We start from the raw sequence: 24767 nt of genomic DNA, 5'->3' as shown, positions 1-24767 counted from the left end.
ATCAATTACAAGAGGATATAGTAGCAGAACAGTTAACAATGATAGAGTACATAGATCCTTTTACTGGGGAAGAAACTCGAAAGAAGAAAAAATAAAACAACCCTTTTAAGGGTTGCTGGGAAAGTAGTTCATTTGGCTGATCTTCTCAGTGCCCTTTTAGGGATGGTCAGTAATAGAGGCTTATAGCCGCAGAACAAACCACCCGTTAAACGGGTGGTTTTGATTTATCCTATAAAGCTTTGTATAGCATCTATTAAACTGTAGACACCTAAAAATGATACGACGAGTACGACAAATAGTCCGATGATGTTAAGGACGATGCCATTTGCAAATTTACCCATCATATTCTTCTTATTTAATATTACAAAGATTAATATTGCGATGAGCGGTAAAATGATGCCATTTAATGCTTGTGCAATGAGTAAGACTTCTAATGGTTCGAATCCGAGTGAAGAAGTGATGATACCTATGAAAATGACGATTGCGAACACGAGTCTATATTTTTTACTTTTTACGCCACCTTTCCAACGGAGACAACTACTGATTGTTGCTGCGGCACCCATTGGAGAGGCAATTGCTGAAGATAGACCAGCTGAGAATAAGCCAACACTCATGAAAATAGGTGCTAAGTCTCCTAAAATTGGTTTAAGTGGTTCGGATAATTCTACTAAGCTTGTGACTTCTTTCCCGTGGATGAGTGTACCTGCTGTAATTAGTATGGCAGCAGATATCAGTCCACCTAATCCTATTGCAACAATTGTATCGATTCTTACAATTCTTAAATCTTTTATACCATTAAATCGTTCATGTATAGAACTGGCATGGATAAAGAAATTATAAGGTACTACTGTTGTACCAATTAGTGCGATGATTGTTAATAATGAGCCGTTAGGTATGCTTGGTATGAAGGCACCTTTTAAGACAGCACCGAAATCTGGTTGAATGACGATGACTGTCGTTATAAAAATGACACCCATAATGAGCACGAGTACGGTCATAACTTTTTCTATTAAATCATAACTACCGCTTAACCCGATTAACAAAATAACTATACCAATGACAGGTGCAATATAATTTTCAGGAATGCCTAGTAAATAGGCAGCACCTAACGATGTCCCTAATAAATCCCCCGATATGTATGCTGCACAACCAACTGCGACAGCAATCATACTGAACCAAACTGTGATGAGTTTAAGTAATTGGTGATTAAAAATATCCCGTATAGCTTCTCCTAAACCTTCATTTGTAACAAGCGCCAATCGAGCAACCATTTCTTGAAGTGCAATCGTTGCGATGATTGAGAAGACTACTGCCCAGAGTAAGCTGTATCCAAATCCTGCACCACCTTGAGTCATGGTTGTAACGGTACCAGGACCAACAAATGATGCAGTAATAATCATTCCGGGACCAAAAATACTAAACTTACTTCTTTCTCTCTTTTCAGTCATATCTTGTCATCCCTTCGTTTGTAAGGCATTAAACTTTGTTTAAATACTTAATATGGCCGGCTAATACATAAAGTACAGCAGTTGATACAAAGTGAGCAGAGTTCTGATTCGCATCTTGCATTGGATAAACTTCAACAAAGTCCATACCAATAAGACCTAACTTTCCAAATTCGTATATCATTGTTAAAAGTTCATAACTTGTTAAACCATTACCATCAACAGGTCCACCTGGATTAAAAGCGAAATCAAGTACATCACTACAGATCGTTAAGTAAACGACATCTACATCTTTACTTGCTTGTGCATAAATATCACGCGCAAACTGACGTAAATCAGATGTTTCTTTAATTTCATTGATTGTGATAGTAACCGCACCATTTTCTTTAGCGAATTGTCCCGTTTCAGGCTGGTTACGAGGTCCATGAATACCAGTATGAATTAAGCTTTCGTTTCGAATGCCTTCTGTTTCATATAACCTCATGAAAGGTGTATTACGCGCAAATTGTTCATTTTCATAGTGAGGCATATTATCATAGTGCGCATCTAAATGAATAATGCCTACTTTTTTCCCGGTGTTCGTTAATCCTTTTAAAATTGGATAGGTGATACCGTGGTCGCCACCTAAGCCAACTAAAAATTTATTAGATTTCCATAAATCTTCAGCAAATGCTTCAATGTTCTGAACCGTTTGATCAACATCATGCGGTACAGTTGAAACATCACCTACATCGCCGATGGATAAATGCTTATGTACATCTATATGATCTAATTCAGGTAAATATCCGCTATATCTAGCAGAAGATAATCTAATTTGTTTCGGTCCTAATTCACACCCTGTATAATCTCCCCAAGTGCAAGGTCCTTCGAAAGGGACGCCATATACGAGAACGTCTGTGGAATAATCTTTTTCTTTTGTTAAGTTTTTACCACCTAAAAAGCAAGGTGTATTGCCATAAATTCGTTCTGTCATTGTAAAAGTTCTCCTTTCAATTATTTATTCACATTATATAAAAGTAATCATTCGTTTTCAAACTTTTCTGAATATTATTTTTGAAAAAGGGAATATTAATTTTAATATATTAATTAAATTTTACTTAAAATGATTGGAGGGATTTATAATCATGATATATAAATGTGTATGGATGATTACTGCTATATTGCTCTTAACAGGATGTAGTATCACAATAGGAGATCCTCAAAATCACAATCAAAAATCTTCGAAATCCAATAATAAACAACATAAAAATAAAAAAGAAACGCCAAAAATTAATGTTTTATCACAGGATTTTTCTGATCATTATATGAATGAAAACCATGTTACGGGATATAAAGGATTAATGAAGACAATGGACAAGACAGAAATAGAATCTAAATATGGAGATGAAGAAGAAGTACGTAATTTTTTAGGAAGAGAAGGGCATGTTTATGGGAACTTTATGGTTATGTATTATTTGAGTGAAGGTTATCCAGTTAAACAATTCAGTATCGTTCCTAGTAATCACGTTACGTACAAAGACTTTGTAGATTTTCATGGTGAACCAACACAAGATTTAAGAACGAGACAAGGACATTCATTTGTTGTTTATAACAAGACGAATCATAACGGCTACCAAGTTGTTGTATATACAAAAGGAAATAATGACGATGATAATATTCAATATATCATGCAATTTCCAGATGACTTTAAGTTTGAAAATTCAAGGGATAATCAACAAACAACCATTACGAGAGATAACGTATTTGATGCAGTAGAAGCGTTTGAAGGTATAGATAAAGATGGAACAGATCATATCATTTGGAAAGAACCTAAGAAGAAAGGTGACGTGTTTGGATTTTCATATTCAAGTAAAGATGGCAAACTACTAGGGTCATACAATGTTAGTGAAGATGGTTATGTTGAATCATTTAATGAAAATGGCAAAAAAATTAGAGCTGGTTATATTAATTTAAATCAGTAAAATTACATTCGTAGCGTTGACAATTTTAATGGAACCGATTACAATCAGAACATGTTAATATATTTTTTTGAATCTTTTTGGTACCGGTACCAAAAAGAACGGGATAAATAAGGAGTGAAATGAATGAATTATAAAAAGGAAGCTCAGAATATTACTGAAGCAATAGGTGGGAAAGATAACATTGAAGCTATTGCGCATTGTGCCACACGTTTAAGACTTGTATTAAAAGACGAGTCTCAAGTAAATGAAGACCAATTAAATGATATGGATGTTGTTAAGGGGACTTTCTCAACCGGTGGTCAATACCAAATTATTATAGGTTCTGGAACGGTAAACAAAGTCTTTGCGGAAATGGAATCTTTAACTGGATTAGAGGCATCTACAACATCAGAAGTAAAAGAAAAATCGACTAAGAAATTAAACCCGATTCAGCAATTTGTAAAAATGTTATCAGATATATTTGTTCCGATTATTCCTGCAATTGTAGCAGGTGGTTTATTAATGGGGATTAATAATATTTTGACAGCTAAAGATTTATTTTATGATAAAGCGTCATTTATTGATGTACATAGTCAATTTGCAAGTTTAGCTAATATGATTAATGTTTTCGCTAATGCACCATTCGTATTTCTACCAGTTCTAATAGGTTTTAGTGCAGCGAAGCGGTTTGGAGGAAACGCATTTCTTGGAGCTGCACTTGGTATGATACTTGTGCATCCTAGTTTAATGAATGGTTATGATTATCCTAAAGCTTTAGTAAAAGGCGACGAAATCCCAACGTGGGAAATTTTTGGACTTTCTATCAAAATGGTTGGTTATCAAGGACAAGTGTTACCTATATTAGTCGCATCTTACATACTTGCTAAATTAGAAATTGGATTTAGAAAAGTCATTCCTTCTACTTTAGATAATTTATTAACACCATTACTGTCATTATTCTTTACAGCATTTGTTACATTTTTAGTCGTTGGACCAGTTACACGAACTGCAGGAACTTTCTTATCTGACGGTTTAACTTGGTTATATGAAACAGGTGGTGCAATCGGTGGTTTATTATTTGGATTATTATATGCAGCAATTGTTATTACTGGCATGCATCATAGCTTTATCGCTATTGAAACAACATTGATTGCAGACAAAGCAAATACAGGCGGATCATTTATATTCCCAATTGCAGCAATGTCTAACGTTGCACAAGGGGCAGCAACACTTGCAGCATTCTTTATTGTGAAGAATCATAAAATGAAAGGTACTGCTTCAGCAGCAGGTATTTCTGCATTGTTAGGTATTACAGAGCCAGCTATGTTTGGTATAAACTTAAAATTACGTTATCCATTTATCGGTGCGATTATAGGATCAGGTGTTGGTTCTTGTTATGTAGCTGCAACAAAAGTAAAAGCTATTGCACTCGGTACAGCGGGATTACCAGGATTTATTTCTATAGCTCCAGGTAGTTGGTTTAACTATATTATCGGTATGGCGATAGCAATTGTTGTCGCATTCGTTGTTACAATTGTATTATCTAGAAGAAAAGCATATAGAGATGTGCAATCATAATATTTGTTATGACCTCTCATTATTTCGTACAATAGAAGTAGTTATTAAATGGAGGTATTGAACATGAAATTAAATGAAATTGATGAAAACGAATTATATCCTACAGAAAAAGTTGGTCCAAGTGTATTAGGAACAATTATTTATAAAGTAGGCGAACAAAGCCAATTTAAAGGGGCATATATTACAACAAACGAACGTGTCATTATGAGCGTTGATATGAACGGTGAACCTTATAAAAGAGTATTTAGTTATCAAGATATCAAAGCCGTTACAATAGAAGATAAAGGTGTATTATTTATTGAATTCCCTCAAGGAAAAGTTGCAATGATAGATATTGAAGAAGGCGACAAAGAAGCATTCAAAGATTACGTTAACAATCTTGTTCAACAATAAATAACATCGTTAAAAACCTTTCAATGAAGACCATAACAGGTCTAAATTGAAAGGTTTTTTTAAATACAAATGATGAAATTGATTAACTGTTATTCAATCCAATAATATTGACTTCGTTAAAAATTTTATCAAGCTTTTCATAGTCTAAATCATTATTTGTGGACTTTGACCAATGTATAATACCAGCTAAATTAGAAGCGTAAATAAAAGGTAGTAAAGATTGAGGTAAATGCTCTGGTGTTGAAACCATATCGATATTATTTTTAAAATCTTTGCTGAATACCTCAATAAAGTACTTAGCAATTTCATCCATAAATGCAGTATCACTATTATCTTTTTGTTTTTCAAATACGTCACTTAACTCACTGATAAATGCCTTTTCCATCGATTGAAAAGGATGATGTAGACGGTCGTATAAATCTAATTCAAAGAAATCTTTCGTATATTCGCTTAATGCATATTGTAAGAGATCAAACTTATCCATAAAATGCTTGTAAAATGTTGTTCTATGTATAAGAGATGCATGACAAATTTCATTTACAGTAATCTCTGAGAAATTTTTCTCTTTAAGAATCGAGATTAAAGTTTCTGTGAGTGCTTTTTTAGTTTTAATCACACGTAAATCCGTTTGTTTAGTCAAAATTAATTCCACTCCTTTAATATACAGTGTATGCATAAAATTTATGAAATGCAAATAGGGAGGTTGTGAGGTATTGTTGATATGAGTTTTGTAGGCGAGCATGTTGTTATTAGCAGTTTTGGTGAGAAGTGCAAATAACGAGTGTGTTAGTAACACTTCGGCCGAGTTTTGTAATTAAGACTGTCCATAGTAACAAATCTCAGTAGTTTTGTAACTAACAACTCCGTTATGAACAAGTTTGTGCAGAAGTGTTCACAAGACCAACATATATAATAGAAGAGACTAGGTCAGTATGACCTAGTCTCTGCTTTATTATTTAGTTAACATATCTTTGAAGTATTTAGATTGTTTTTCGATTGAAATTGGATCTGAATACATAAATTCATTTCTTGGATAGTAGTACACTTGATCTTCTTTAACTGCTGGTGTGTTTTTCCAAATGCTACCTTTAGTTAATGAAGAACTTGGTGCTTTTCCATTTTCAGTTGGGATTAATAAATAATCACCAGTGTATTTATTAAAGTTTTCGAATGAAGTTGTTAACCAACCTTCTTTAGGAATGTCTTTTTGTGCTGCTTCTGGATGTTTGAATCCAAATCCTTGATAAATGACTTCTGAACCTCTACCAAAGTTCTTACCGATTAATGTAAGTTCTTTAGGTCCAACTTCCATGATAGAAACTGTGCTGTCTTTACCAATTTTGTCTTGAACTTCTTTCCCGTCTTTAGCCATGATATCTTCTAATTCTTTAACTTGTTCTTTAGCTTGATCTTCTTTACCTAATAATTTCCCGATTTCAATGTGTACTTCTTTAAAAGTACGTTTACTGTGGTCGAATGGTACAGTAGGTGCTATTTTTTCATATTTTTTAATTTGTGGATTAGCATTATAAGTAATGATTAAATCTGGTTTAAGTTTTGTAACAGCTTCAACATCTTCAGAACCAACACGTTTCCCGTCTTTATCGTCAACATACTTTGATTTAGGGAAATCAGCATCTGTTCCAACTGGATCAACACCAAGTTTTTGGAAGTTACCTTGGTTAGTTGTTAATACCACAACACGTTTCGGATTGTTAGGAATTTCAACTGTTTTTCCTTCATCTGTTTTATATTTGTGAGTTTTACTTTTAGATGAGTCATCATCTTTGTTGCCACAAGCTGCTAATACAAGTAACAATGTAGCGAGGAATACAAGTAATTTTTTTGTCATTTTTTCTCTCTCCTAATTGATAATTACTTTCAATTATATCATGTTAATTTGTTAAATAGTATCCATTTTTTTATTTTAAATTTGTTTATAAATTGTTAATAATGGATAATAAACTGTAACGATGGAGGTGATGTCTCGTGCATGAAATTAGAATAGAATGTCCCAAAATATTCGACTATGAAAAATGCTTAGATTATTTAAAAAGAGATGAGAATGAAGTGTTATTTGAAGTTGAAGATCATAAAATTTATCGTGCGATAAATTTAGATGGCGAGCGACTGTTGATGTGTATTTATTATCATCGCCATTACTTAATTGTTGAGATTTTAAATGATGTTTCTGTAAATCCTACACTTACTGAAAAAATAATTGCATATATAGAAGAATGGTTCGATTTCTCAGCAGATTTATCATCGTTTTACCAATATGGTAGAAAAAATGAAATATTAAAACCATTAATCCAGGAATTATATGGTTTAAGATTGATTAGAATTCCTAATTTATTTGAAGCTATTTCCTGGGGCATAATTGGACAGCAAATTAATTTAACATTTGCATACCAACTTAAAAAGAGACTTGTTCAAACTTATGGAGAGAAAATTACGTATAATCATAAAGCTTATTACATCCATCCTACAACTGAAGTGATTGCAAATGTTTCTGTACAAGAGTTGATGGATTTGAAATTTTCAAGAAGAAAAGCAGAATATTTAATAGATATTGCGAAAAGAATGCATTCTCAAATGTTATCTAAAGACATGTTGTTGGATATTGAAGATACAAATGATATTGAGCGTACACTTATTAAAATTAGAGGGATTGGTCCATGGACAGCACATTATGTTATGATGCGTGCGTTAGGTGTTCAGGATGCTTTTCCAATCGGGGATGTTGGGCTACAAAACGCATTGAAAGACATCTTGAATTTAGATAAGAAACCATCTAAAGAACAAATGTTAAGTTTGAATGAAGGTTGGCATGAGTGGAGTTCTTATGCAACGTTTTATATATGGCGAGCACCACATATTCAAAATTAAAGAGTTGGATTGAAATCTCTACGATAAATAGGGTATTTCATCCAACTCTTAATTTTTAGTCTAAAGTTTGTTCTTCACCATTAAAGATAAGTTTTGGTTCAATTGTTGCTTTTAAAGAATGTGCAACCGTACAATATTTTTCAACACTCAGTTTTATGGAACGCTTTAATTTTTTTAAATCCACTTCACCTTCAACATCAAAGATTAATGTGACATGTTTCACTGCACGAGATGTTGTATCTTCTCTTTCATCATCTACAGTAATTTCTAATTTGGTAACTTGTGCTAAACGTTCTTTCATTAAATTAGTAACATCAATTCCAGTACATCCAGCTAAACCGCTTAGCAAAAGTTCAACAGGAGATGGACCGTTGTCATCTCCACCTGATTCTGTTGGTGCATCAGAGATGATGTCATGGCCAAATTTGGATTGTGCTTTAAAAGTTTTCTTACCTTGCCAAGTAGACTTAATCATTAAGCTCTCCTCCTCTTTTTTTAAATTGTATCAACTTCAAATAATATAGACTAGTAAATCGTCTTTCCCATAATCATTCATTAAAATAAAAAAATTTGTTTTATGTCTTTTTGTTCATATTCAGTTCATATTGCCTCGTTATGATATGTATATACATTAAAGAGAGAGGAACGGATAGACATGAAACTAGCACACAAAGAGCTTACTTATTACAAATTTAAATATCTACTCGTAACATTAATTTTATTCTTATTAGCATTTTTAGTGTTATTTATATCAGCTTTAGCACAAGGGTTAGCTAAAGAGAACGTATCGGGAATTGAACAATGGAATAAAAGTACTTACGTAATTGCCAGTGATGCTGACAATAACTTGAGTCAGTCTAATATTACGACGAAAACTGATGACGCTGTTAATACAATTGCTAAAGGCGACACAATCAAAACAGCAATGCAAAAAATTGATACTAAAAGTGGGAAAACAGATTTAATGTTTACACAAATGACAAATAACATTAAACCGAAACCAACAGAAGGACATTTACCTCAAAATAAAAACGAAGTGTTATTGAATGAAAAATTAAAAGCAGAAGGTTTTAAAGTAGGGGACGAAATTAAATTATCAGAAGGCGATCAATCATATAGAATCTCAGGATTCGCAGATAATATCATGTTCTCACATACATCTATGGCATATGTAAATGAAAATGGCATGGATGCGTTGAAAGGTCATCATATTTCAGTCATTGCATATGACAACTTGAATGATCATCAAAAAAATGAAATCAACGACGTAGACAATGTTAAAGTCATTTCACAAGATGACATGTTAAATGCCATTCCAAGTTATAACGCAGAACAACAACCATTGAACTTGATGATTGTATTCTTATTCGTTATTTCAGCGATTGTTATTACGGCATTCTTCTATGTTATGACAATTCAAAAAACAAGCCAATTTGGTATTTTAAAAGCAATCGGTACAAAAAACATATCACTTATCGCATCATTAATGCTGCAAATTCTGATGATTACATTAGCGGGCGTGGTCTTATCCATTGCCGTTATATTTATCATCAACAGTGTGATGCCAGTTTCAATGCCATTCTATATTGACGTAAACTTAATGATGTTAATGGTAGCCGTATTCATCGTTGTTTCATTAATCGGCGCCGTATTATCACTGATTAAAGTGACAAAAATCGAACCACTTGAAGCTATAGGAGGCGAATAATAATGGGATTAGTTGTTGAACATGTTACAAAATCATTCGGAGAAAATGAAGCAAAAACACAAGTATTAAATGACATTACATTTACAGCAGAAAAAGGACAGCTTGTTATTTTGAATGGCGCTTCTGGTTCAGGGAAATCTACATTACTTTCTATTATTGGTGGATTACTTGGCAAAAGCTCAGGAGAAATAACTTTAGACGATTTAGATTATGTAGACTTATCAGATAAAAAATTAACAGATATGAGATTGAATCAAATAGGATTTATCTTTCAATCATCACACTTAATACCATATTTAAATGTTACAGATCAACTTGTTTATGTTGGTGAAATGGCTGGTATGCGTAAAAAAGATGCTAAAGAAAGAGCAGAAAAATTATTAAAACAAATTGGTTTATCTCATCGACTTAAATCATATCCAAATGAATTGTCAGGCGGGGAGAAACAACGTGTTGCAATTATGAGAGCTTGGATGAATCATCCAAAAATGATTTTGGCAGATGAGCCTACTGCAAGTTTAGATTCAAAACGTGCAATAGAAGTAGCAAAAATGATTAAAAATAGTGTGAAAGAAAATAATTCAATTGGTATTATGATTACACATGATGAAAGAATATTTGAATTTGCAGATAAAGTGATTAAATTAAGTGACGGAAGAATTGAGGAACAAGTATCATAATTAAATTAAGCGGCTGGAGATTGTTAATCATCTCACAGTCGCTTTTTGTATGATTATTTTTTAATAAATCCTTTTAAATTTAATTTTTCTAGAATATCTGGTCTTGTTTTTTTGCTCATCATATTCTTAATTTGTTCTGACCAAGATTCTGAGCGCTTGCCTTGGGTACGTTTTTCATAATATTCTTGTATGTCTTTGTCATATTGTTTAATTTGATTGAGTTGTTGTTCTTTGTCGGCATTATATTGATTTTCATGGAAGACATGTTCAAATGGTAAACGTTGCTTAGGTGAACCTTGATCGTCATCACTTGGTACACCGACAGCCATACCGAATAGTGGGAAGACATGCTCAGGTAAGTTTAATATCTCACTTACTCGACCAACATCGTTACGTAATGATCCTAAATAAACAATGCCTAGCCCCATATCTTCAGCAGTTAAAGCTACATTCTGTGCAGCAAGTGCAACATCTATCGTACCAACTAGCAAGCCTTCAGCTGACTCAAAACTAGGTTGCATATTACCTTGTGTTTCTTGGTTAATTAAACTATGACGGTAATAATCTATCACATACACAAATAAATAACCGTTATCGACAACATGTTGTTGCCCTGATACTTCTTTTAATGCTTGTTTAATTTCTGGGTCTGTAATACCAATAATAGAATAAGCTTGAACGTAACTTGAAGTTGAAGCCATTTGTCCTGCTTTTACTAATTTTTCTACAGTTTCTTTAGAAAGAGGTTCATCTTTAAACTGTCTAACAGATCGGTGCTGTTGAGTTAAGTCAAATACACTTTGATTCATTGTGTTCAGTGCTCCTTTATAATACTTATGATATATAAATGTTATCAAAAATATTAAAAATATTCATATAAGGTGCTTTAAATAAAAAATAAGCATTTAGGATGTTATATGATATCCTAAACGCTTATTAAGTGAAACTTATTTGATTTTATTTAACGCTTGTTCTAAATCCTTAATAATGTCTTCACTAGATTCTGTACCAACTGATAAGCGTACTAAGTCTTTTGTAACACCTGATGCTAGTTGTTCTTCGTATGTTAATTGTTGGTGTGTTGTACTTGCTGGATGTATGATAAGTGATTTAGAGTCACCAACGTTTGCTAATAATGAAAATAAATTCAGTGCTTCAACAAATTCGGGAATAGCTTCTGAATTACCTTTAACACCAAATGTTAAGATAGCACCTTGGCCATTGGGTAAATATTTAGTTGCGAGTTCGTGATATTGATTAGATTTAAGACCAGGATAATTAACCCAGCTTACTTTTTCATGATTTTCTAGAAACTCTGCAACTTTTTGAGCATTTTCAGAATGACGTTCTGTTCTTAAATGTAAAGTTTCAAGTCCGATTAGGAATTGTTGTGCATTAAATGGAGAAAGTGCTGGTCCAATGTCTCGCAATAATTGTACACGTGCTTTCGTAATGTATGCAGCTGCACCAACATCATTGACATAAGATACACCATGATAACTTGGATCAGGTTCAACTAATCCAGGGAATTTGCCATTATCCCAGTTGAATTTACCACTATCTACAATCACACCACCAATTGATGTACCATGACCACCAATAAATTTAGTCGCAGAATGGACAACGATGTCAGCACCAAATTTAATTGGTTGTAGTAGGTGAGGTGTAGCAAATGTATTATCGACGATTAATGGAATACCATTATCGTGTGCAACTTTAGCAACAGCTTCAATATCTAATACATCGATACGTGGGTTACCAATTGTTTCAGCGAAAATAAGTTTCGTATTTTCATTGATTGCTGCTTCAAAATTTGCTGGATCATCTGGGTCTACAAAGTGCACTTTAATGCCGAATTTCTTTAAAGTTACAGCAAATAAATTATATGTACCACCATATAGGTTAGTAGATGCGACTACTTCAGAGCCACTTTCTGCAATATTTAATATACTCAATGTAATGGCTGCTTGACCGCTACCAACACTTAATGCTGCTATTCCGCCTTCTAATAAAGCGATACGTTTCTCGAATACATCATTTGTTGGGTTCATGATTCGAGAATATATGTTACCTTCTTCAGCTAAAGCGAATAAGTTCTTCGCATGTTCAGTAGATTTAAACGTATATGAAGTTGTTTGATGAATAGGTACAGCTGTAGAACCTGTTACAGGATCAGGTACTTGACCACCGTGAATTGCTAATGTCTCTTTATTCCAATTTTCTTGTGTCATTAATAAATACCTCCTTAAGTTATATATATGTCATTATAGTCAGACAATTTTAAAAATTCAATTAAATCCGAGTTAAAAGATAAGAAAATTTCATAAAGCCTTTAAAAAAGCATTTTTTTATTTAAAGCCGACTTTACTTATAAGAATAGTTATGATAAATTCAAAATATTATTACGCTCGGGAGTGGATGACTTGCTTAAAGTTGAAGGATTGTATCATAAATTTGGTACACAAGAAATTTTGAAAAATATAAATTTTGAACAAGAAAAAGGAACCGTCACAACAATTATTGGACCAAGTGGATCGGGGAAGACGACGCTACTAAGAAGTTTAAATATGCTTGAAACACCATATAAAGGATTAATCGAACTCGGGAATTGTAAGTTCGATGTAGAAAATTATCAAAAGCAGGATGTTACGCGCTTAAGAAGTCAATCTGCAATGGTCTTTCAACACTATAATTTGTTTAAAAACCGTACAATTTTAGAAAACATTACAGAAGGTTTGATATACGGACAAGGAATGAAGAAGAAAGATGCTAAAGAGAAAGCTATGAAATATCTTAAGAAAGTATCTTTAGATGATAAAGCAGATGTTTATCCTGTTCAATTATCAGGTGGACAACAGCAACGAGTTGGTATCGTGAGAGCACTCAGTATCGAACCTGAAGTATTGTTATTAGATGAACCAACTTCAGCACTTGATCCGGAATCTGTACAAGGTGTGTTAAATATTATTCAAGAAATCGCAAGCGAAGGTAGAACGATGGTTATTGTAACGCATGAAATTCAATTTGCGAAAGAAGTATCTGATCAAGTTGTGTTTATGGATAAAGGTGAAATTATTGAAAGCGGAACACCAGAAGCCGTTATAGATAATCCAGCGTCTGAACGTACGAGAAGATTCTTAAGTCGTTTAACACCAGTCGGATTGTAGGAGGTAAAGAATGAAGTATATTAAATTATTGATTTTGATGATGCTCATCATTTCTTTATCTGGTTGCGGCACAATCACGAAAGAAAATAACGGTTAAAAAGTAGTTAAAGTAGCTTTATCTGCAGAAGTTAATCCGCCTTATTTATATACAGATAGTGATAATAAACCAGTCGGATACGATATGGATTATATGAAAGAACTTGAAAAGAAACTACCACAGTATGATTTCCAATATGAATTTGGAGAAGAAGAATCTAACGTTGTTGGTATTGGTGTTGGTAAATTTGATATGGGTATTAATTGGTTCTTCAAAACGCCTGAAAGAGAGCAGAAATTCTTATATCAAAAAGAACCCTATGTTTATTCTTTAACAACGCTTATTGTACATAACGATACAAATGATATTGAAACTTTAGATGACTTACAACATAAAAGACTGACGCCTATGTCACCAAGTGGCGGATTATATTCAATCTTAACAGGTTACAACAAGACACATAATAATCAAATCGACATTGATGAAATTCATAAAGTTTCAAATGGTGAGAATTTCAAAATGATTGAATCTAAAAGAAGAGATGCCATGTTCTTAAACTTAACAACTTACCAAGCAATTCAAAAAGAACTCAATGCTGATGTAAAAGTTGGTGGCGTTGTTTCAAAAGAATCTGTTCATATTTTATATAATAAGAAAAATACGCAATTACAAAAAGATATAGACAAAGCTACTAAAGAGTTAAAAGAAGACGGTACGCTAGAGGAATTATCTAAAAAATGGTTTGGATTTAATATATTTGATGATAAAGAGTCATTAAATGATATTAAAGACCGCTTATAAGGAGGAGACATATGGGAACAACTACTTGGCCAGATTTGTTTGTGCAAATACTGGATAAACTACCAATTACATTGTTAATAACCGTTCTTTCTCTTTTATTTGCGATGATATTGGGGCTAGTATTAGCAGTTATTAGAATCAAAAAAGTACCTGCACTATCCCAAATCGTAAAATTATATGTATCCTTTGTTAGAAGTACGCCACTTATATTACAACTATTTTTAGTATATTTTGCGTTACCGATCATATTGCAGTGGGTGTACATTGATATTAATCATTTTAGTAGACTTTTCTTTGTTATTTTGACATTCACGCTGCATACTGGTTCATATTTATCAGAAGTGATGAGAGCTGGATATAACTCAGTTGATAAAGGACAAATTGAAGCAGGGAAAACAGTCGGTCTTAATGATCGTACAATTTTATTAAGAATTATTATTCCACAAGGTTTTAGAAATAGTTTACCAAACACCGGTAATCAAGTTATAGAACTGATTAAAGACACATCATTAGCGTTTACAATCGGTTTAATCGATATGATGGGACAAGTAAATTTAATTATCGGTAATAACTACGGACTAGGCATGTTTCCAGTATATTTCGCGATTTGTATCATTTACTGGGTTATCTGTATCATAGTCGAATTTATCGTGATGCTTTTAGAAAAGAAATACAATATTCCATATCAAACTGAACAAATGAGGTGAGCAATTTGACGATAGATTTTCCTTTTATGTACGAACATGTTGGAGATATTTTAAAAGGTGTACCAACAACGTTATTAATAGCAGTTGTCAGTATGGTAATTGGTTTAGTGATTGGTACTGCTTTTGCATTAATAAGACAAGCTAAGTATCCAGTTATTAACCAACTTATTGTCATATTTGTTTCGTTCTTCAGATCGACACCACTCATCGTTCAGTTGTTTGCTTTTTATTATGGGACGCCTGTAGTCATAGAGTGGTTAAACAAAATGTGGCATTTGAACATTAATCCTGATGGTATAAATCCTATAGCAATCGTATTATTTGTATTTACATTACATTCAGCTGCGTATTTAACAGAAGTGATGCGTGGTGGTTTACGAAGTGTTGATGATAAACAAATAGAAGCGGCACTCACAGTTGGACTTAGAAAGCGACATATACTTATGAGAATTGTGATACCTCAAGCTTTAGGTTATGCAATTCCGAACTTAGGTAATCAATTTATTGCTTTAATTAAAGGGACAGCAATCGCGTTTGTCGTACAAGTAACAGAAATACTTGCAATCAGCCAAATTATTGCTAACGATGGTTATCGTTTTGTTGAAGTATATATTATAGCTAGTGCAATATATTGGATTTTGGCTATCTTTTTCGAATGGATTTTTGGCAAGATGGAAAACAGAGTTGGAAAGTATTTATATCAAACTTAAAGCGCAAGGTCATAGATTATCATTTCCTAGGAAATTTTAACTATGACCTTGTTTTTTTTATAACTTTACAGCGTATAAGTGTATACTAATAGATAAATAAATATCGGGGGTGCACCATGATTGAAATCCGACCAGTAGAAATGAAAGACGCAAGTGAATTATTAGATATAGATGTAAGAAATAGAGCACTATTTGAATCATATTCAGCAGCAGACAGAAAAGATTCAGACTACCAACTCTATAATTACAGAAAAATTATAGACAAACATTTACAAGAGATGACAGAAGATAAAGGCTATCACTATGTCATTGTACATAAAGAAGATAATAAAGTAATCGGAACGATAGATTTATTTGCAGTCGTCAGACACAATATTCAGAGCTGTATGATGGGTTATGCATTAGACGCAGAATATAACGGAAAAGGTATTACAACATTGGCAGCAAAAGAAGTCATTCGTATCGCATTTAATGAATTAGGATTCCATAGAGTTGAAGCAGGCGTACAACCAACAAATATAGGTTCAGTTAGAGTATTAGAAAAAGCAGGCATGATACGCGAAGGACTAAACAGATCTAACGTAAGAATCAATGGCGAATGGAAAGACCATTACCTATATGCCATCGTAAATGAAAACTATTAAAGACAGGTGAGTAGCATGGTGGTAGTAGGGTTGGGTGTTTATATATGTTTGTTATTATTGGCTAATTACTTAATTAAAAATGAAAAATTCTATATTATTCATACGATGTTTACAATAATCTTTATCTGTTTTAGCCAAATTCCTTTAATTTATTATGCAAAACTTGATGGGGACTTAAATGGCATTGTATTGGTATTTGGATTGATATTTACAATACTGATGAGTGTATCGATGTTCCTTCAAGTGATTTGTGATTTATTAGCTTATACGAATTTGTTTAAAACAAAAACCATAGATAAAATGTTCAAAATTGTATCTGATCCATTAGAGGTAGCTGGTAATGTAATCAAATCAGTTTGGTTATTACTATTAGGCATACATTTAATTCAAAATAATGACTATGGGATAGGATTATTTGTTCTAATATGGGGCATAACGATTGTCTATTATATTGGCATCCTTATAAATTATGTAACAAGTCACAAGAAAGGTATTAGACCTAATGTGATTTTTATAAATATTGAAACACTATTGATATTTTTAATTTTATATATAGGAACTTTTGTTATATGAGGTGACTTTCTGGACCGATAAAAATAAATACCGGTCCAGAAGTAGGATATGTGGACCGATAAATAAAATTATCGACCCGAAAATGAGATTACCAGGCCGATAAAATAAATTATCGGCCTAGTAATTTCCTTATACCACATAAAATGAAACAAGCGGAACCATAATCAACGATGGTTCCGCTTGTTCTGCTCCATTGTCCTGTTCCGCTTGTCCTTTTACCTTGAATCGGGTTGGTCTATTTTTCTGTGGTGATCTATATATAAACCAAGTGGTGTTAGTATGAATGAAAGTATGATATATGCCCAATTCGATGTATATATTTTAGGTCCTAATTGTAAATAGACGCCTGGTAAATAAAAGGCTAGTATCGTCACTACTAATGTCCCGAATATCAATATATTAGTAATCATGGTTGTCCAATTGGATTCGCTATATATTCGTATTTGAACGACTTTAAATATCATCCATATAAATATGAAAATCATTGTAAATCCTGTTACAAAGGTGATGAGGAATGTGTATAGATATGTGAATTCAACTTGTGTGAAGAATCCTGTGAATCCTCTTATGAATGAAAATACACCTAACAAAATAAGGATATGTAAGCCGATAAATTTAAATATATTCTGGAATGTTCTATTTGGCATATTTCTAATCATCGTGTCGGCATGTTTTTTTGGATCGTGATCAAAAAATTCCATGGCATGCATGCCGTCTTTTTCGGCGCTTAATAAATGATTAAGTATGTTGAGCAACATTTTCTCTGAGTCATATTCATTAATGCTCAAATTTGCACGTACGTATGTTATATAATTTTCGTAAACTTCTCTATCGTGACTATTGAGTCTTAATCGTTTTACGTTGTTTTCTATTATAAGGTCGCGTGTTGATTTTTTCATCAGCGTTTTCCTTTCTGTTATCAATAATTTTATTCTAACAAGTATTTTCTAATAAAACATTACAAATTTGAGGTTTATACTTTTTACAGATGATTCATTTTTCGATATTATTAAATGTAACAGGTGGTGTAGTCTTGGAGATCATGACATTATTTATTATCTTTTTAGTAGGGGTTTTTGCAGGAACGATTAATATCGTATCTGCTGGTGGCTCATTAATTGTTTTGCCATTACTTATATTTTTTGGACTACCAACAACTGTTGCGAACGCATCGAACAGGGTTGCGATTTTAGTTCAAAATTTATTAGCGTTATATGTGTTTTATATAAAAGGCATGAGAAATGTTAAGTTGAGCTTGATGTTAAGTGTGCCTGCTATTATTGGCTCTTTTATTGGCGTTCATTTCGCTATAAATCTCCCGGATGCTGTCTTTAACCGCATGTTAGGTATTATTATGCTTCTCGTTTTAATCGTTATGATTATTCCTACCAGATGGAAAGATACGCAAAATCAATCTGAAAAATTATCTGTCTTTAGAATTGTACTTCTCATTATTGTTTTTCTAGCACTTGGTATTTATGGTGGCATTGTTCAAGCCGCTGTAGGATTTTTATTTATTATAGCTTTAAATTTAATTATGCCAAGACTGACTTATGCGGAAGTTCAGTGTATGAAGACGTTAGTTATAACGATTTACTTATCATTATCTACTTTTGTTTTTATTTTTCAAGGTTATGTTAATTGGCCATTTGCCATAAGCTTAGCACTTGGTTCAGGTCTAGGTGGCTTTATAGGTGGTCGTTTAACAGTTTCTTTACCTGAAAAGAAACTAAAAATCATAATGTTTATTATTATATTTATTTTAGCAATTAAATTATTAATCGAAAATAATTAGGTAGGGTAAAAATGTTTGTCATAAAAAATATAGAAGAAGACGTAACGATATATAGCATTAGTGAAATGGCTGCTTCTTCATTTAAAGATGAAAATCAAAGCTTGAGGCTTGCTACATCATTGGAATATGAAGCAATAAAGCGATCTCTTGAATATGAGAAGAGTGTTTTGAAAGGTGCTTTAATTCAAGATAAATGCATCGGTTTTATATGGGCGAAATATAATGTTCATGATCGAGAAGTTAAGATATACAACCTTCTCGTTGATAAAAGTCAAAGAAATAAAGGCATAGCAACCGCTTTGAAACGAGAAATAGAAAAGTGGGCGAAAGAAATGGGTGCGTATACCATCGTTTCAACAGTACATGCTCACAATAAAACAATGATTCAAATAAATGAATCAATGGACTACGAAGTTGAAAAAGTTATTATGCGTAAAAAGTTATTTTAAACAGAAGAGAGGAATTTTATGGCCATATTTGAAGGTTTCTTATGGTTCATCATGGGTATCATCCTAAGTTCAATCATACATCATTATATTTCTAAGATACCTTTAAGTTTTGTTCAAATTATAATTGGTTTTGTTATATTCTTATCTCCAATTCCAGTTGAATTAAACTTTGAGTCAGAAGTATTTATGGTAGGGATTATCGCACCATTGCTATTTTTAGAAGGTATTTCGGTATCACGTTTCCATTTAGCGAGATATTTGAAACCCGTTATGTCTATGGCATTAGTGCTTGTATTCTCAACAGTTATTGGTCTAGGCTTCTTATTACATATTATCTGGCCAGAATTACCATTAGCTGCATGTTTTGCAATTGGTGCAATCGTGTCACCTACAGATGCGGTAGCCGTTCAAGCTATTGCGAAAGGCAAATTATTGCCTAAAGGTTCTATGACTATATTAGAAGGTGAATCTTTACTGAATGATGCTGCAGGTATCTTGTCATTTAAGATTGCATTAGCCGCATTAGTAGGTGGGTCATTCTCATTAACTGGTGCAGTTGGACAGTTCTTTATAACTGCAATCGGTGGCGCAATTGTTGGTCTTATTATTGGTTATGGTGTTGTACAATTACGTGTTTATTTAACACGTAATGGGATTAATAACGGTAATATGTTGACGTTCATCCAGGTTATTACGCCGTTTCTAGTTTATATTATTGCTGAAACATTCCATTCATCAGGTATTATTGCTGCAGTTGTTGCAGGTTTAATTCACGGTGTTGAAAAAGACAGAATTGCTCAAGCAACGACGAAAGAGCAAGTAACATATAATCATACATGGGATTTACTGAGCTATTTATTAAACGGTTTTGTATTTATTTTATTAGGTTTCTTAATACCTGAAGTCATGATTAATATATTAGAAGAACCACAACATGAAATTATGCATGTTATTGGAATTACAATATTTGTAGCTGCATTAGTGTATCTATTTAGATATATTTGGGTGCTTATTTCATATCCATATTTCTATTTACCAGAAAGTCGATTTTCTAAAATGTTAAATACGGGTAAAGATATTGCGCCAGAATCAGAAATAGATAAACCAAATCGCTTTAAATATGCGTTTATTATGACGGTTTGTGGTGTTCACGGTACCATTTCATTAGCAATCGCATTGATGTTGCCATTTAAATTGTCAGAACACACTGATTTTATTTATCGCGATCATCTATTGTTTATCGCAACTGGTGTTATTTTAATCAGTCTTGTACTCGCGCAATTAATATTGCCACTCGTTACACCAAAAGCTAAACCGAAAGATCAAAGTTTATTAACATTTAACGAAGCGAAAATTTTATTAATTGAAAGTGCATTAGAAAATCTACAAGAATTTTACAGTAAAGAAACAAGCTATATTTACGGTAAAATCACACGTAGTTATCATATGCAATTATCGTTCTTAAGAGAAAATGAAGAAAAAGACGAAGATATAAAAGAGCTAGAACGTATGCAACGCATTGCGATTGATACAGAATTCAACACTTTGGACAAACTCATTAAAGAAAATAAAATATCTCAAAGTACATTTGATAACTACAGACAAATTACTGAACGTTCATCAACATTTAAAAATGCTTCATTATATACAAAAGTGAAATTAATGTTGAAATTATTTATTAGACGTAGAAAAATTAAAACATTCATTAATGCTACAAGTTCACTTTCAATTGAAAGTAATATTAAAGAGATGAGATTTATCAGTAAAGAAGTGCATTACAATGTTGTTAAAAGATTAACTGAAGAAATGAATGACAACAATGAATTTGAAATTAGTATTGTATGTGATTCTTACTTAAACAAAGTTGAAAGATTAACGCCTGATTACTTTAAAGGTAATCACACTGCTGTATATACAGAAATGGAAATTTACGCATTAAGAATTCAAAGAGAAATGATTAATCAGTTAACAGAAGAAGGTAAAGTCAGTCGTTCAATGGCAATCAAACTAAGAGAATCTGTTAATTATGATGAAATGATTGTTCTCGGTAACAGCATATAGTTTGTTTTCAATAGATAGCTTACATGTTGTGTGGTAAAATGTTTAAGACTATATATAGGAGGCGACACCTATGAAGAAGGCACTTTTACTTATGGTGAGCTCATCAATTATTCTAGCAGCGTGTGGCAATGATGATGAACAGAAAAATCTAGAACAAGAAATTAAATCTTTAGAGAAATCGACTAAAGATTATCAAAAAGATAAAAAGTCTTTAGAAAAAGAAAATGAAAAGTTAAAAGAAAGTATTAAAGATAAAGAAGAGCAATTAAAAAAACTTGAAGATGAAGTGAAAAGTAATCAATCAGATACAGAAGAATCTAAAGATAGCAAAGAAGATTCAACAGACAAAAAAGAAACTTCAAGTGCTGAAAGTAAAGAGGACTCAGCAAAAAAGCCATTTCCTAATACAATTCGAACGTCAACAAATGGAGATGTTGAACTCATTCATGATCTTAAAGATAAACATTTTCAATTTGAAGACAGTGGCATGAAAGTCAATATTGATCATTTGCAAATTTTCCAAGTGCATAACATGCCTGAAGGACAGGTCTTACTTTTTAACGGTGCAAAAAATGGTTATGTCGTGATGTATGAAGTATTAACTGAAAATACTTCAAATCATAAGTTATACTATGATAATACGGCATCTATTCAAGATGGCAGTCATAAACAACGATCTGATTATGCATCATTTATACCAGATTCTCATAATGAAAAGTACATGAAAAAGTCTAAAGAAAATACAGATGAATATCAGCCTGGTGAAAAGACAAAAAGTTTAAAATCTATTCCAATTTCTCAAAAAGCCTATGAAGCGCTTAAAAATAACCGTGCTACTTTCAATATAAAAGGTGGCGTAAGTAAAACAGCTACATTTGATGATGCAACTGATAAAGTAAAATCATTTAAATTAGATTTATAGGTCGCGTTTAGATTGAATTGTATTAGGGAATAAACAACAAAGGATTATTTGAAAAGAGGGATGTCATCGTGCATGAAAAAGAATTTGTTCTGATTGAAGGCGGAAAAATGACATTATTAGAATTAGGTCATGAAATCGAAACAATCACAGGTCGAACATTACAATCAACAACAGGTGAGGTTAGAAGTTGGCCATCAGAAGCAGTAATTTTTAATCGCAAATCTAATATTAATCAAGTCACATATCGTTTTAATGATGTTAACGATTTGATTGATGCAACGATTGAAGTTCCTAGAGGCTTTAAAAATTATGATACTGATCCTGTAACAATTAAACTGCTAACATATATTAGAAAAGCATAGAACACATAACGGAGCGGGATGATGAAATCTTTTAAGTTTAAAAGATTTCTCACTCGCTCCATATTTTATACATAAGGAGAAATATAATGAAGTCTAAACTGTCGATATTGAGTTTAATAACACTGATTGTCTTTGTTATTGCGGGTTGTTCAAATGACGCAACTGAGAAAGAAGGCAAAGATGGAAAAATTGTATTATCACCTAAAAGTGATGACATAAAAGGGAAAGTCTTGTTTGATAGTGCGCATGGTCAAACAGCGGGAAGTGCAGATTGGGTCATCAATGGTGGCTTTTCTGATTTTGCTGATGCATTAACTAAAGAAAACTATGAAGTAACAGATTTAGGGTATAACCAATTATTAGATTATGACAAGATGAAAAAATATGAAGTCGTTGTTATTCCAGAGGCTAATAATCCACTTAAAGCGAGTGAACAAGATGCTATAGAGCAATATGTGAAGTCTGGTGGAAGTATATTAATGATTAGTGATCATTATAATGCCGATAGAAACTTTAATCGATATGATTCTTCAGAAGTGATGAACGGTTATAGAAGAGGTGCTTTTGATAATCCTACAAAAGGCATGAACGCTGAAGAAAGCTCGTCAGATAAGATGAAAGATGTTCAAAGTAGAGATTTCTTAAACGAAGTGTTTGGCTTAAGATTTAGATACAATGCATTAGGTAACATTAAAGTAGATGATTTAGCGGATGAAAAAGATAGCTTTGGAATTACTAAAGGTGTTAAAGCAGTATCGATGCATGCCGGTTCAACAATCGCCATTACAGATCCTAATAAAGCAAAAGGTGTCGCTTTTGTTCCTAAATTATCAAAAGATGATGCATGGAATCATGCTGTAGACCAAGGTATATACAATGGTGGTGGCCGCAATGAAGGTCCATATATTGCTGTGAGCAAAGTATCTAAAGGTAAAGGCGCATTTATAGGCGATTCTTCAATGGTAGAAGATAAGTCGCCAAAGTATAAACGTGAAGACAACGGAGAAACTAAAAAGACTTATGATGGATTTAAAGAAGAAGATAACCAAAAAATGATTATGCAAATTGTAGAATGGTTAAATAAAAAAGATGACCAACAAGATTTATCATCTATGAATGTTCAACTTGATGAAAAAACGCAGTTGTTAAATTTTGAACAACCAGAGAACAGTAGAGAAAATGAAAAAGAACCTTGGGGAACACCTAAACAAGGATATAAATGGTATGATTCCTCAACTTATGCATCTGGAAGTTATGGTGCAAACTCAGACCGTAAAAATAAGAAAGCTGATCAATCAACAACATCTCGTTCAAAAGAACAAAATAATAATCAATCATCCAACAGTGACCAAGGTGCATTTGAAATGCCATCATCCGTTCAGAAACAAGAGAAATTTCAAATAACAGTCCATGTCGATGAATCGAAATTAGTAAATCATAAATTCCAGTTGTCGATTAAAAATAAAGACGGACAAGAAGTAGGCATGTTCGACGGACAAGCACCAGGTGTTTCAAGTTCAGTATCACCAAAAATTAAAAACGGTGTAACCGATTGGTATTTTAAATCCAAAATAGCAAACGAAGCAGACAACGAAGTAGAAGTTGAAGTCTTATCAGGCGGCAACGTGATAGCCAAAACGACATTAAACGTACAATAACGGGTGTCGTTAGGGACAGAATTCCGAGAAATGTCCGTAAGAGAGTGCCCATCTAATTACCAGAATTCGGAATTTTGACAGTTAGCACTCTCTCTCAATAAATTTCATATAACGATAATGAAGCGTCTGGGCATAAGATTATGCTCCAGACGCTTTTTGCATATAGATATTTGTTACTTTTTATTTAAATTTTTATTAATAATCTAAAATGCATTTTATTTGATGTAAGCGTTTTCCTAGATTAAAAT

Annotated in this window: 25 protein-coding genes and 2 pseudogenes; 19 read left to right on the top strand and 8 right to left on the bottom strand. The window is 32.7% G+C overall.

The window, feature by feature from the left end:
• Nucleotides 1-95 (top strand): annotated as a pseudogene (locus LQ686_RS05985) (IS200/IS605 family transposase); the annotation flags it as partial.
• Between the two features lie 129 nt (nt 96-224).
• Here LQ686_RS05985 and LQ686_RS05980 read toward each other — a convergent pair.
• Together LQ686_RS05980 and LQ686_RS05975 are read right to left on the bottom strand one after the other, a co-directional pair.
• Nucleotides 225-1448, bottom strand: coding sequence for an Nramp family divalent metal transporter (locus LQ686_RS05980; RefSeq protein ID WP_107565331.1), 1224 nt, complete (start codon nt 1446-1448; stop codon nt 225-227).
• Nucleotides 1449-1476: 28 nt separating this feature from the next.
• Nucleotides 1477-2418 carry an agmatinase family protein gene (locus LQ686_RS05975; protein WP_025905703.1) on the bottom strand — a complete coding sequence of 314 codons (942 nt, stop codon included), beginning with the start codon at nt 2416-2418 and terminating at the stop codon, nt 1477-1479.
• A 151-nt stretch (nt 2419-2569) separates the two neighbouring features.
• Here LQ686_RS05975 and LQ686_RS05970 point away from each other — a divergent pair, with 151 nt between their 5' ends.
• The 3 genes from LQ686_RS05970 (at nt 2570) to LQ686_RS05960 (ending at nt 5356) form a co-directional block, all read left to right on the top strand.
• Nucleotides 2570-3406 (top strand): hypothetical protein, encoded by an 837-nt coding sequence (locus LQ686_RS05970; protein ID WP_119493783.1) that lies wholly within the window; start codon nt 2570-2572, stop codon nt 3404-3406.
• Between the two features lie 123 nt (nt 3407-3529).
• The gene (locus tag LQ686_RS05965; protein WP_239733209.1) at nt 3530-4963 is read left to right on the top strand and encodes a sucrose-specific PTS transporter subunit IIBC; all 1434 of its coding nucleotides are present in this window, start codon (nt 3530-3532) and stop codon (nt 4961-4963) included.
• Nucleotides 4964-5026: 63 nt separating this feature from the next.
• Entirely contained in the window at nt 5027-5356 is a 330-nt protein-coding gene (locus LQ686_RS05960) for a hypothetical protein (protein WP_048541837.1), read from the top strand.
• A gap of 82 nt (nt 5357-5438) precedes the next feature.
• Here the strand turns inward: LQ686_RS05960 and LQ686_RS05955 are convergent, their stop codons facing one another.
• Both LQ686_RS05955 and LQ686_RS05950 read right to left on the bottom strand, forming a co-directional pair.
• Nucleotides 5439-5996 carry a TetR/AcrR family transcriptional regulator gene (locus tag LQ686_RS05955; protein ID WP_025905711.1) on the bottom strand — a complete coding sequence of 186 codons (558 nt, stop codon included), beginning with the start codon at nt 5994-5996 and terminating at the stop codon, nt 5439-5441.
• Nucleotides 5997-6308: 312 nt separating this feature from the next.
• On the bottom strand, nt 6309-7208 hold the full coding sequence (locus tag LQ686_RS05950) for an ABC transporter substrate-binding protein (protein WP_025904708.1): 900 nt from the start codon (nt 7206-7208) through the stop codon (nt 6309-6311).
• Between the two features lie 137 nt (nt 7209-7345).
• Here LQ686_RS05950 and LQ686_RS05945 point away from each other — a divergent pair, with 137 nt between their 5' ends.
• Entirely contained in the window at nt 7346-8245 is a 900-nt protein-coding gene (locus LQ686_RS05945) for a DNA-3-methyladenine glycosylase family protein (protein ID WP_107565334.1), read from the top strand.
• 55 nt (nt 8246-8300) lie between these two features.
• Here LQ686_RS05945 and LQ686_RS05940 read toward each other — a convergent pair whose 3' ends face one another.
• A complete protein-coding gene (locus tag LQ686_RS05940; protein ID WP_025904710.1) occupies nt 8301-8720 on the bottom strand; it encodes an OsmC family protein in 420 nt (139 codons plus the stop codon).
• A 180-nt stretch (nt 8721-8900) separates the two neighbouring features.
• Between LQ686_RS05940 and LQ686_RS05935 the strand changes: the two genes are divergently transcribed.
• Both LQ686_RS05935 and LQ686_RS05930 read left to right on the top strand, forming a co-directional pair.
• On the top strand, nt 8901-9953 hold the full coding sequence (locus LQ686_RS05935) for an ABC transporter permease (RefSeq protein ID WP_119493784.1): 1053 nt from the start codon (nt 8901-8903) through the stop codon (nt 9951-9953).
• A 2-nt stretch (nt 9954-9955) separates the two neighbouring features.
• On the top strand, nt 9956-10633 hold the full coding sequence (locus LQ686_RS05930; RefSeq protein WP_107565335.1) for an ABC transporter ATP-binding protein: 678 nt from the start codon (nt 9956-9958) through the stop codon (nt 10631-10633).
• A gap of 53 nt (nt 10634-10686) precedes the next feature.
• Here the strand turns inward: LQ686_RS05930 and nfsA are convergent, their stop codons facing one another.
• A complete protein-coding gene (gene nfsA, locus LQ686_RS05925; RefSeq protein ID WP_025904713.1) occupies nt 10687-11442 on the bottom strand; it encodes an oxygen-insensitive NADPH nitroreductase in 756 nt (251 codons plus the stop codon).
• Nucleotides 11443-11580: 138 nt separating this feature from the next.
• Complete coding sequence (locus LQ686_RS05920; RefSeq protein ID WP_107565336.1) at nt 11581-12864, bottom strand: homocysteine synthase; 1284 nt, start codon at nt 12862-12864, stop codon at nt 11581-11583.
• Nucleotides 12865-13056: 192 nt separating this feature from the next.
• Between LQ686_RS05920 and LQ686_RS05915 the strand changes: the two genes are divergently transcribed.
• From LQ686_RS05915 to LQ686_RS05890, 6 genes and pseudogenes are all read left to right on the top strand, one after another.
• Complete coding sequence (locus LQ686_RS05915; protein WP_103362168.1) at nt 13057-13800, top strand: amino acid ABC transporter ATP-binding protein; 744 nt, start codon at nt 13057-13059, stop codon at nt 13798-13800.
• 37 nt (nt 13801-13837) lie between these two features.
• Nucleotides 13838-14638: pseudogene (locus LQ686_RS05910) on the top strand (transporter substrate-binding domain-containing protein).
• An 11-nt stretch (nt 14639-14649) separates the two neighbouring features.
• Nucleotides 14650-15345, top strand: a complete 696-nt coding sequence (locus LQ686_RS05905; protein WP_107565338.1) for an amino acid ABC transporter permease — start codon at nt 14650-14652, stop codon at nt 15343-15345.
• 5 nt (nt 15346-15350) lie between these two features.
• Nucleotides 15351-16055: an amino acid ABC transporter permease gene (locus LQ686_RS05900; RefSeq protein WP_232339573.1), complete on the top strand. Its 705-nt coding sequence runs from the start codon at nt 15351-15353 to the stop codon at nt 16053-16055.
• Nucleotides 16056-16171: 116 nt separating this feature from the next.
• Nucleotides 16172-16699, top strand: coding sequence for a GNAT family N-acetyltransferase (locus LQ686_RS05895; protein WP_107565339.1), 528 nt, complete (start codon nt 16172-16174; stop codon nt 16697-16699).
• Between the two features lie 15 nt (nt 16700-16714).
• Nucleotides 16715-17272 (top strand): hypothetical protein, encoded by a 558-nt coding sequence (locus LQ686_RS05890; protein ID WP_107565340.1) that lies wholly within the window; start codon nt 16715-16717, stop codon nt 17270-17272.
• A 215-nt stretch (nt 17273-17487) separates the two neighbouring features.
• On the opposite strand, the gene LQ686_RS05885 is transcribed toward LQ686_RS05890, so the two are convergent.
• Entirely contained in the window at nt 17488-18171 is a 684-nt protein-coding gene (locus LQ686_RS05885; protein ID WP_037589281.1) for a DUF1129 family protein, read from the bottom strand.
• A 143-nt stretch (nt 18172-18314) separates the two neighbouring features.
• Here LQ686_RS05885 and LQ686_RS05880 point away from each other — a divergent pair, with 143 nt between their 5' ends.
• From LQ686_RS05880 to LQ686_RS05855, 6 genes are all read left to right on the top strand, one after another.
• The gene (locus LQ686_RS05880) at nt 18315-19067 is read left to right on the top strand and encodes a sulfite exporter TauE/SafE family protein (RefSeq protein ID WP_158258797.1); all 753 of its coding nucleotides are present in this window, start codon (nt 18315-18317) and stop codon (nt 19065-19067) included.
• Between the two features lie 11 nt (nt 19068-19078).
• Entirely contained in the window at nt 19079-19516 is a 438-nt protein-coding gene (locus LQ686_RS05875) for a GNAT family N-acetyltransferase (protein ID WP_107565342.1), read from the top strand.
• An 18-nt stretch (nt 19517-19534) separates the two neighbouring features.
• Nucleotides 19535-21577, top strand: a complete 2043-nt coding sequence (locus LQ686_RS05870; protein WP_239733208.1) for a cation:proton antiporter — start codon at nt 19535-19537, stop codon at nt 21575-21577.
• Nucleotides 21578-21647: 70 nt separating this feature from the next.
• Entirely contained in the window at nt 21648-22499 is an 852-nt protein-coding gene (locus LQ686_RS05865; RefSeq protein WP_119494623.1) for an SA0632 family lipoprotein, read from the top strand.
• Nucleotides 22500-22567: 68 nt separating this feature from the next.
• Nucleotides 22568-22861, top strand: coding sequence for a hypothetical protein (locus LQ686_RS05860; RefSeq protein ID WP_025904725.1), 294 nt, complete (start codon nt 22568-22570; stop codon nt 22859-22861).
• A gap of 86 nt (nt 22862-22947) precedes the next feature.
• Nucleotides 22948-24519: a hypothetical protein gene (locus LQ686_RS05855; RefSeq protein WP_025904726.1), complete on the top strand. Its 1572-nt coding sequence runs from the start codon at nt 22948-22950 to the stop codon at nt 24517-24519.
• The last annotated feature ends 248 nt before the right edge of the window (nt 24520-24767 follow it).

This window comes from Mammaliicoccus sp. J-M41 (assembly GCF_022385935.1).
Taxonomy (GTDB): Bacteria; Bacillota; Bacilli; order Staphylococcales; family Staphylococcaceae; genus Mammaliicoccus; species Mammaliicoccus sciuri_A.
This window is presented reverse-complemented; position numbering and strand designations above follow the sequence as displayed.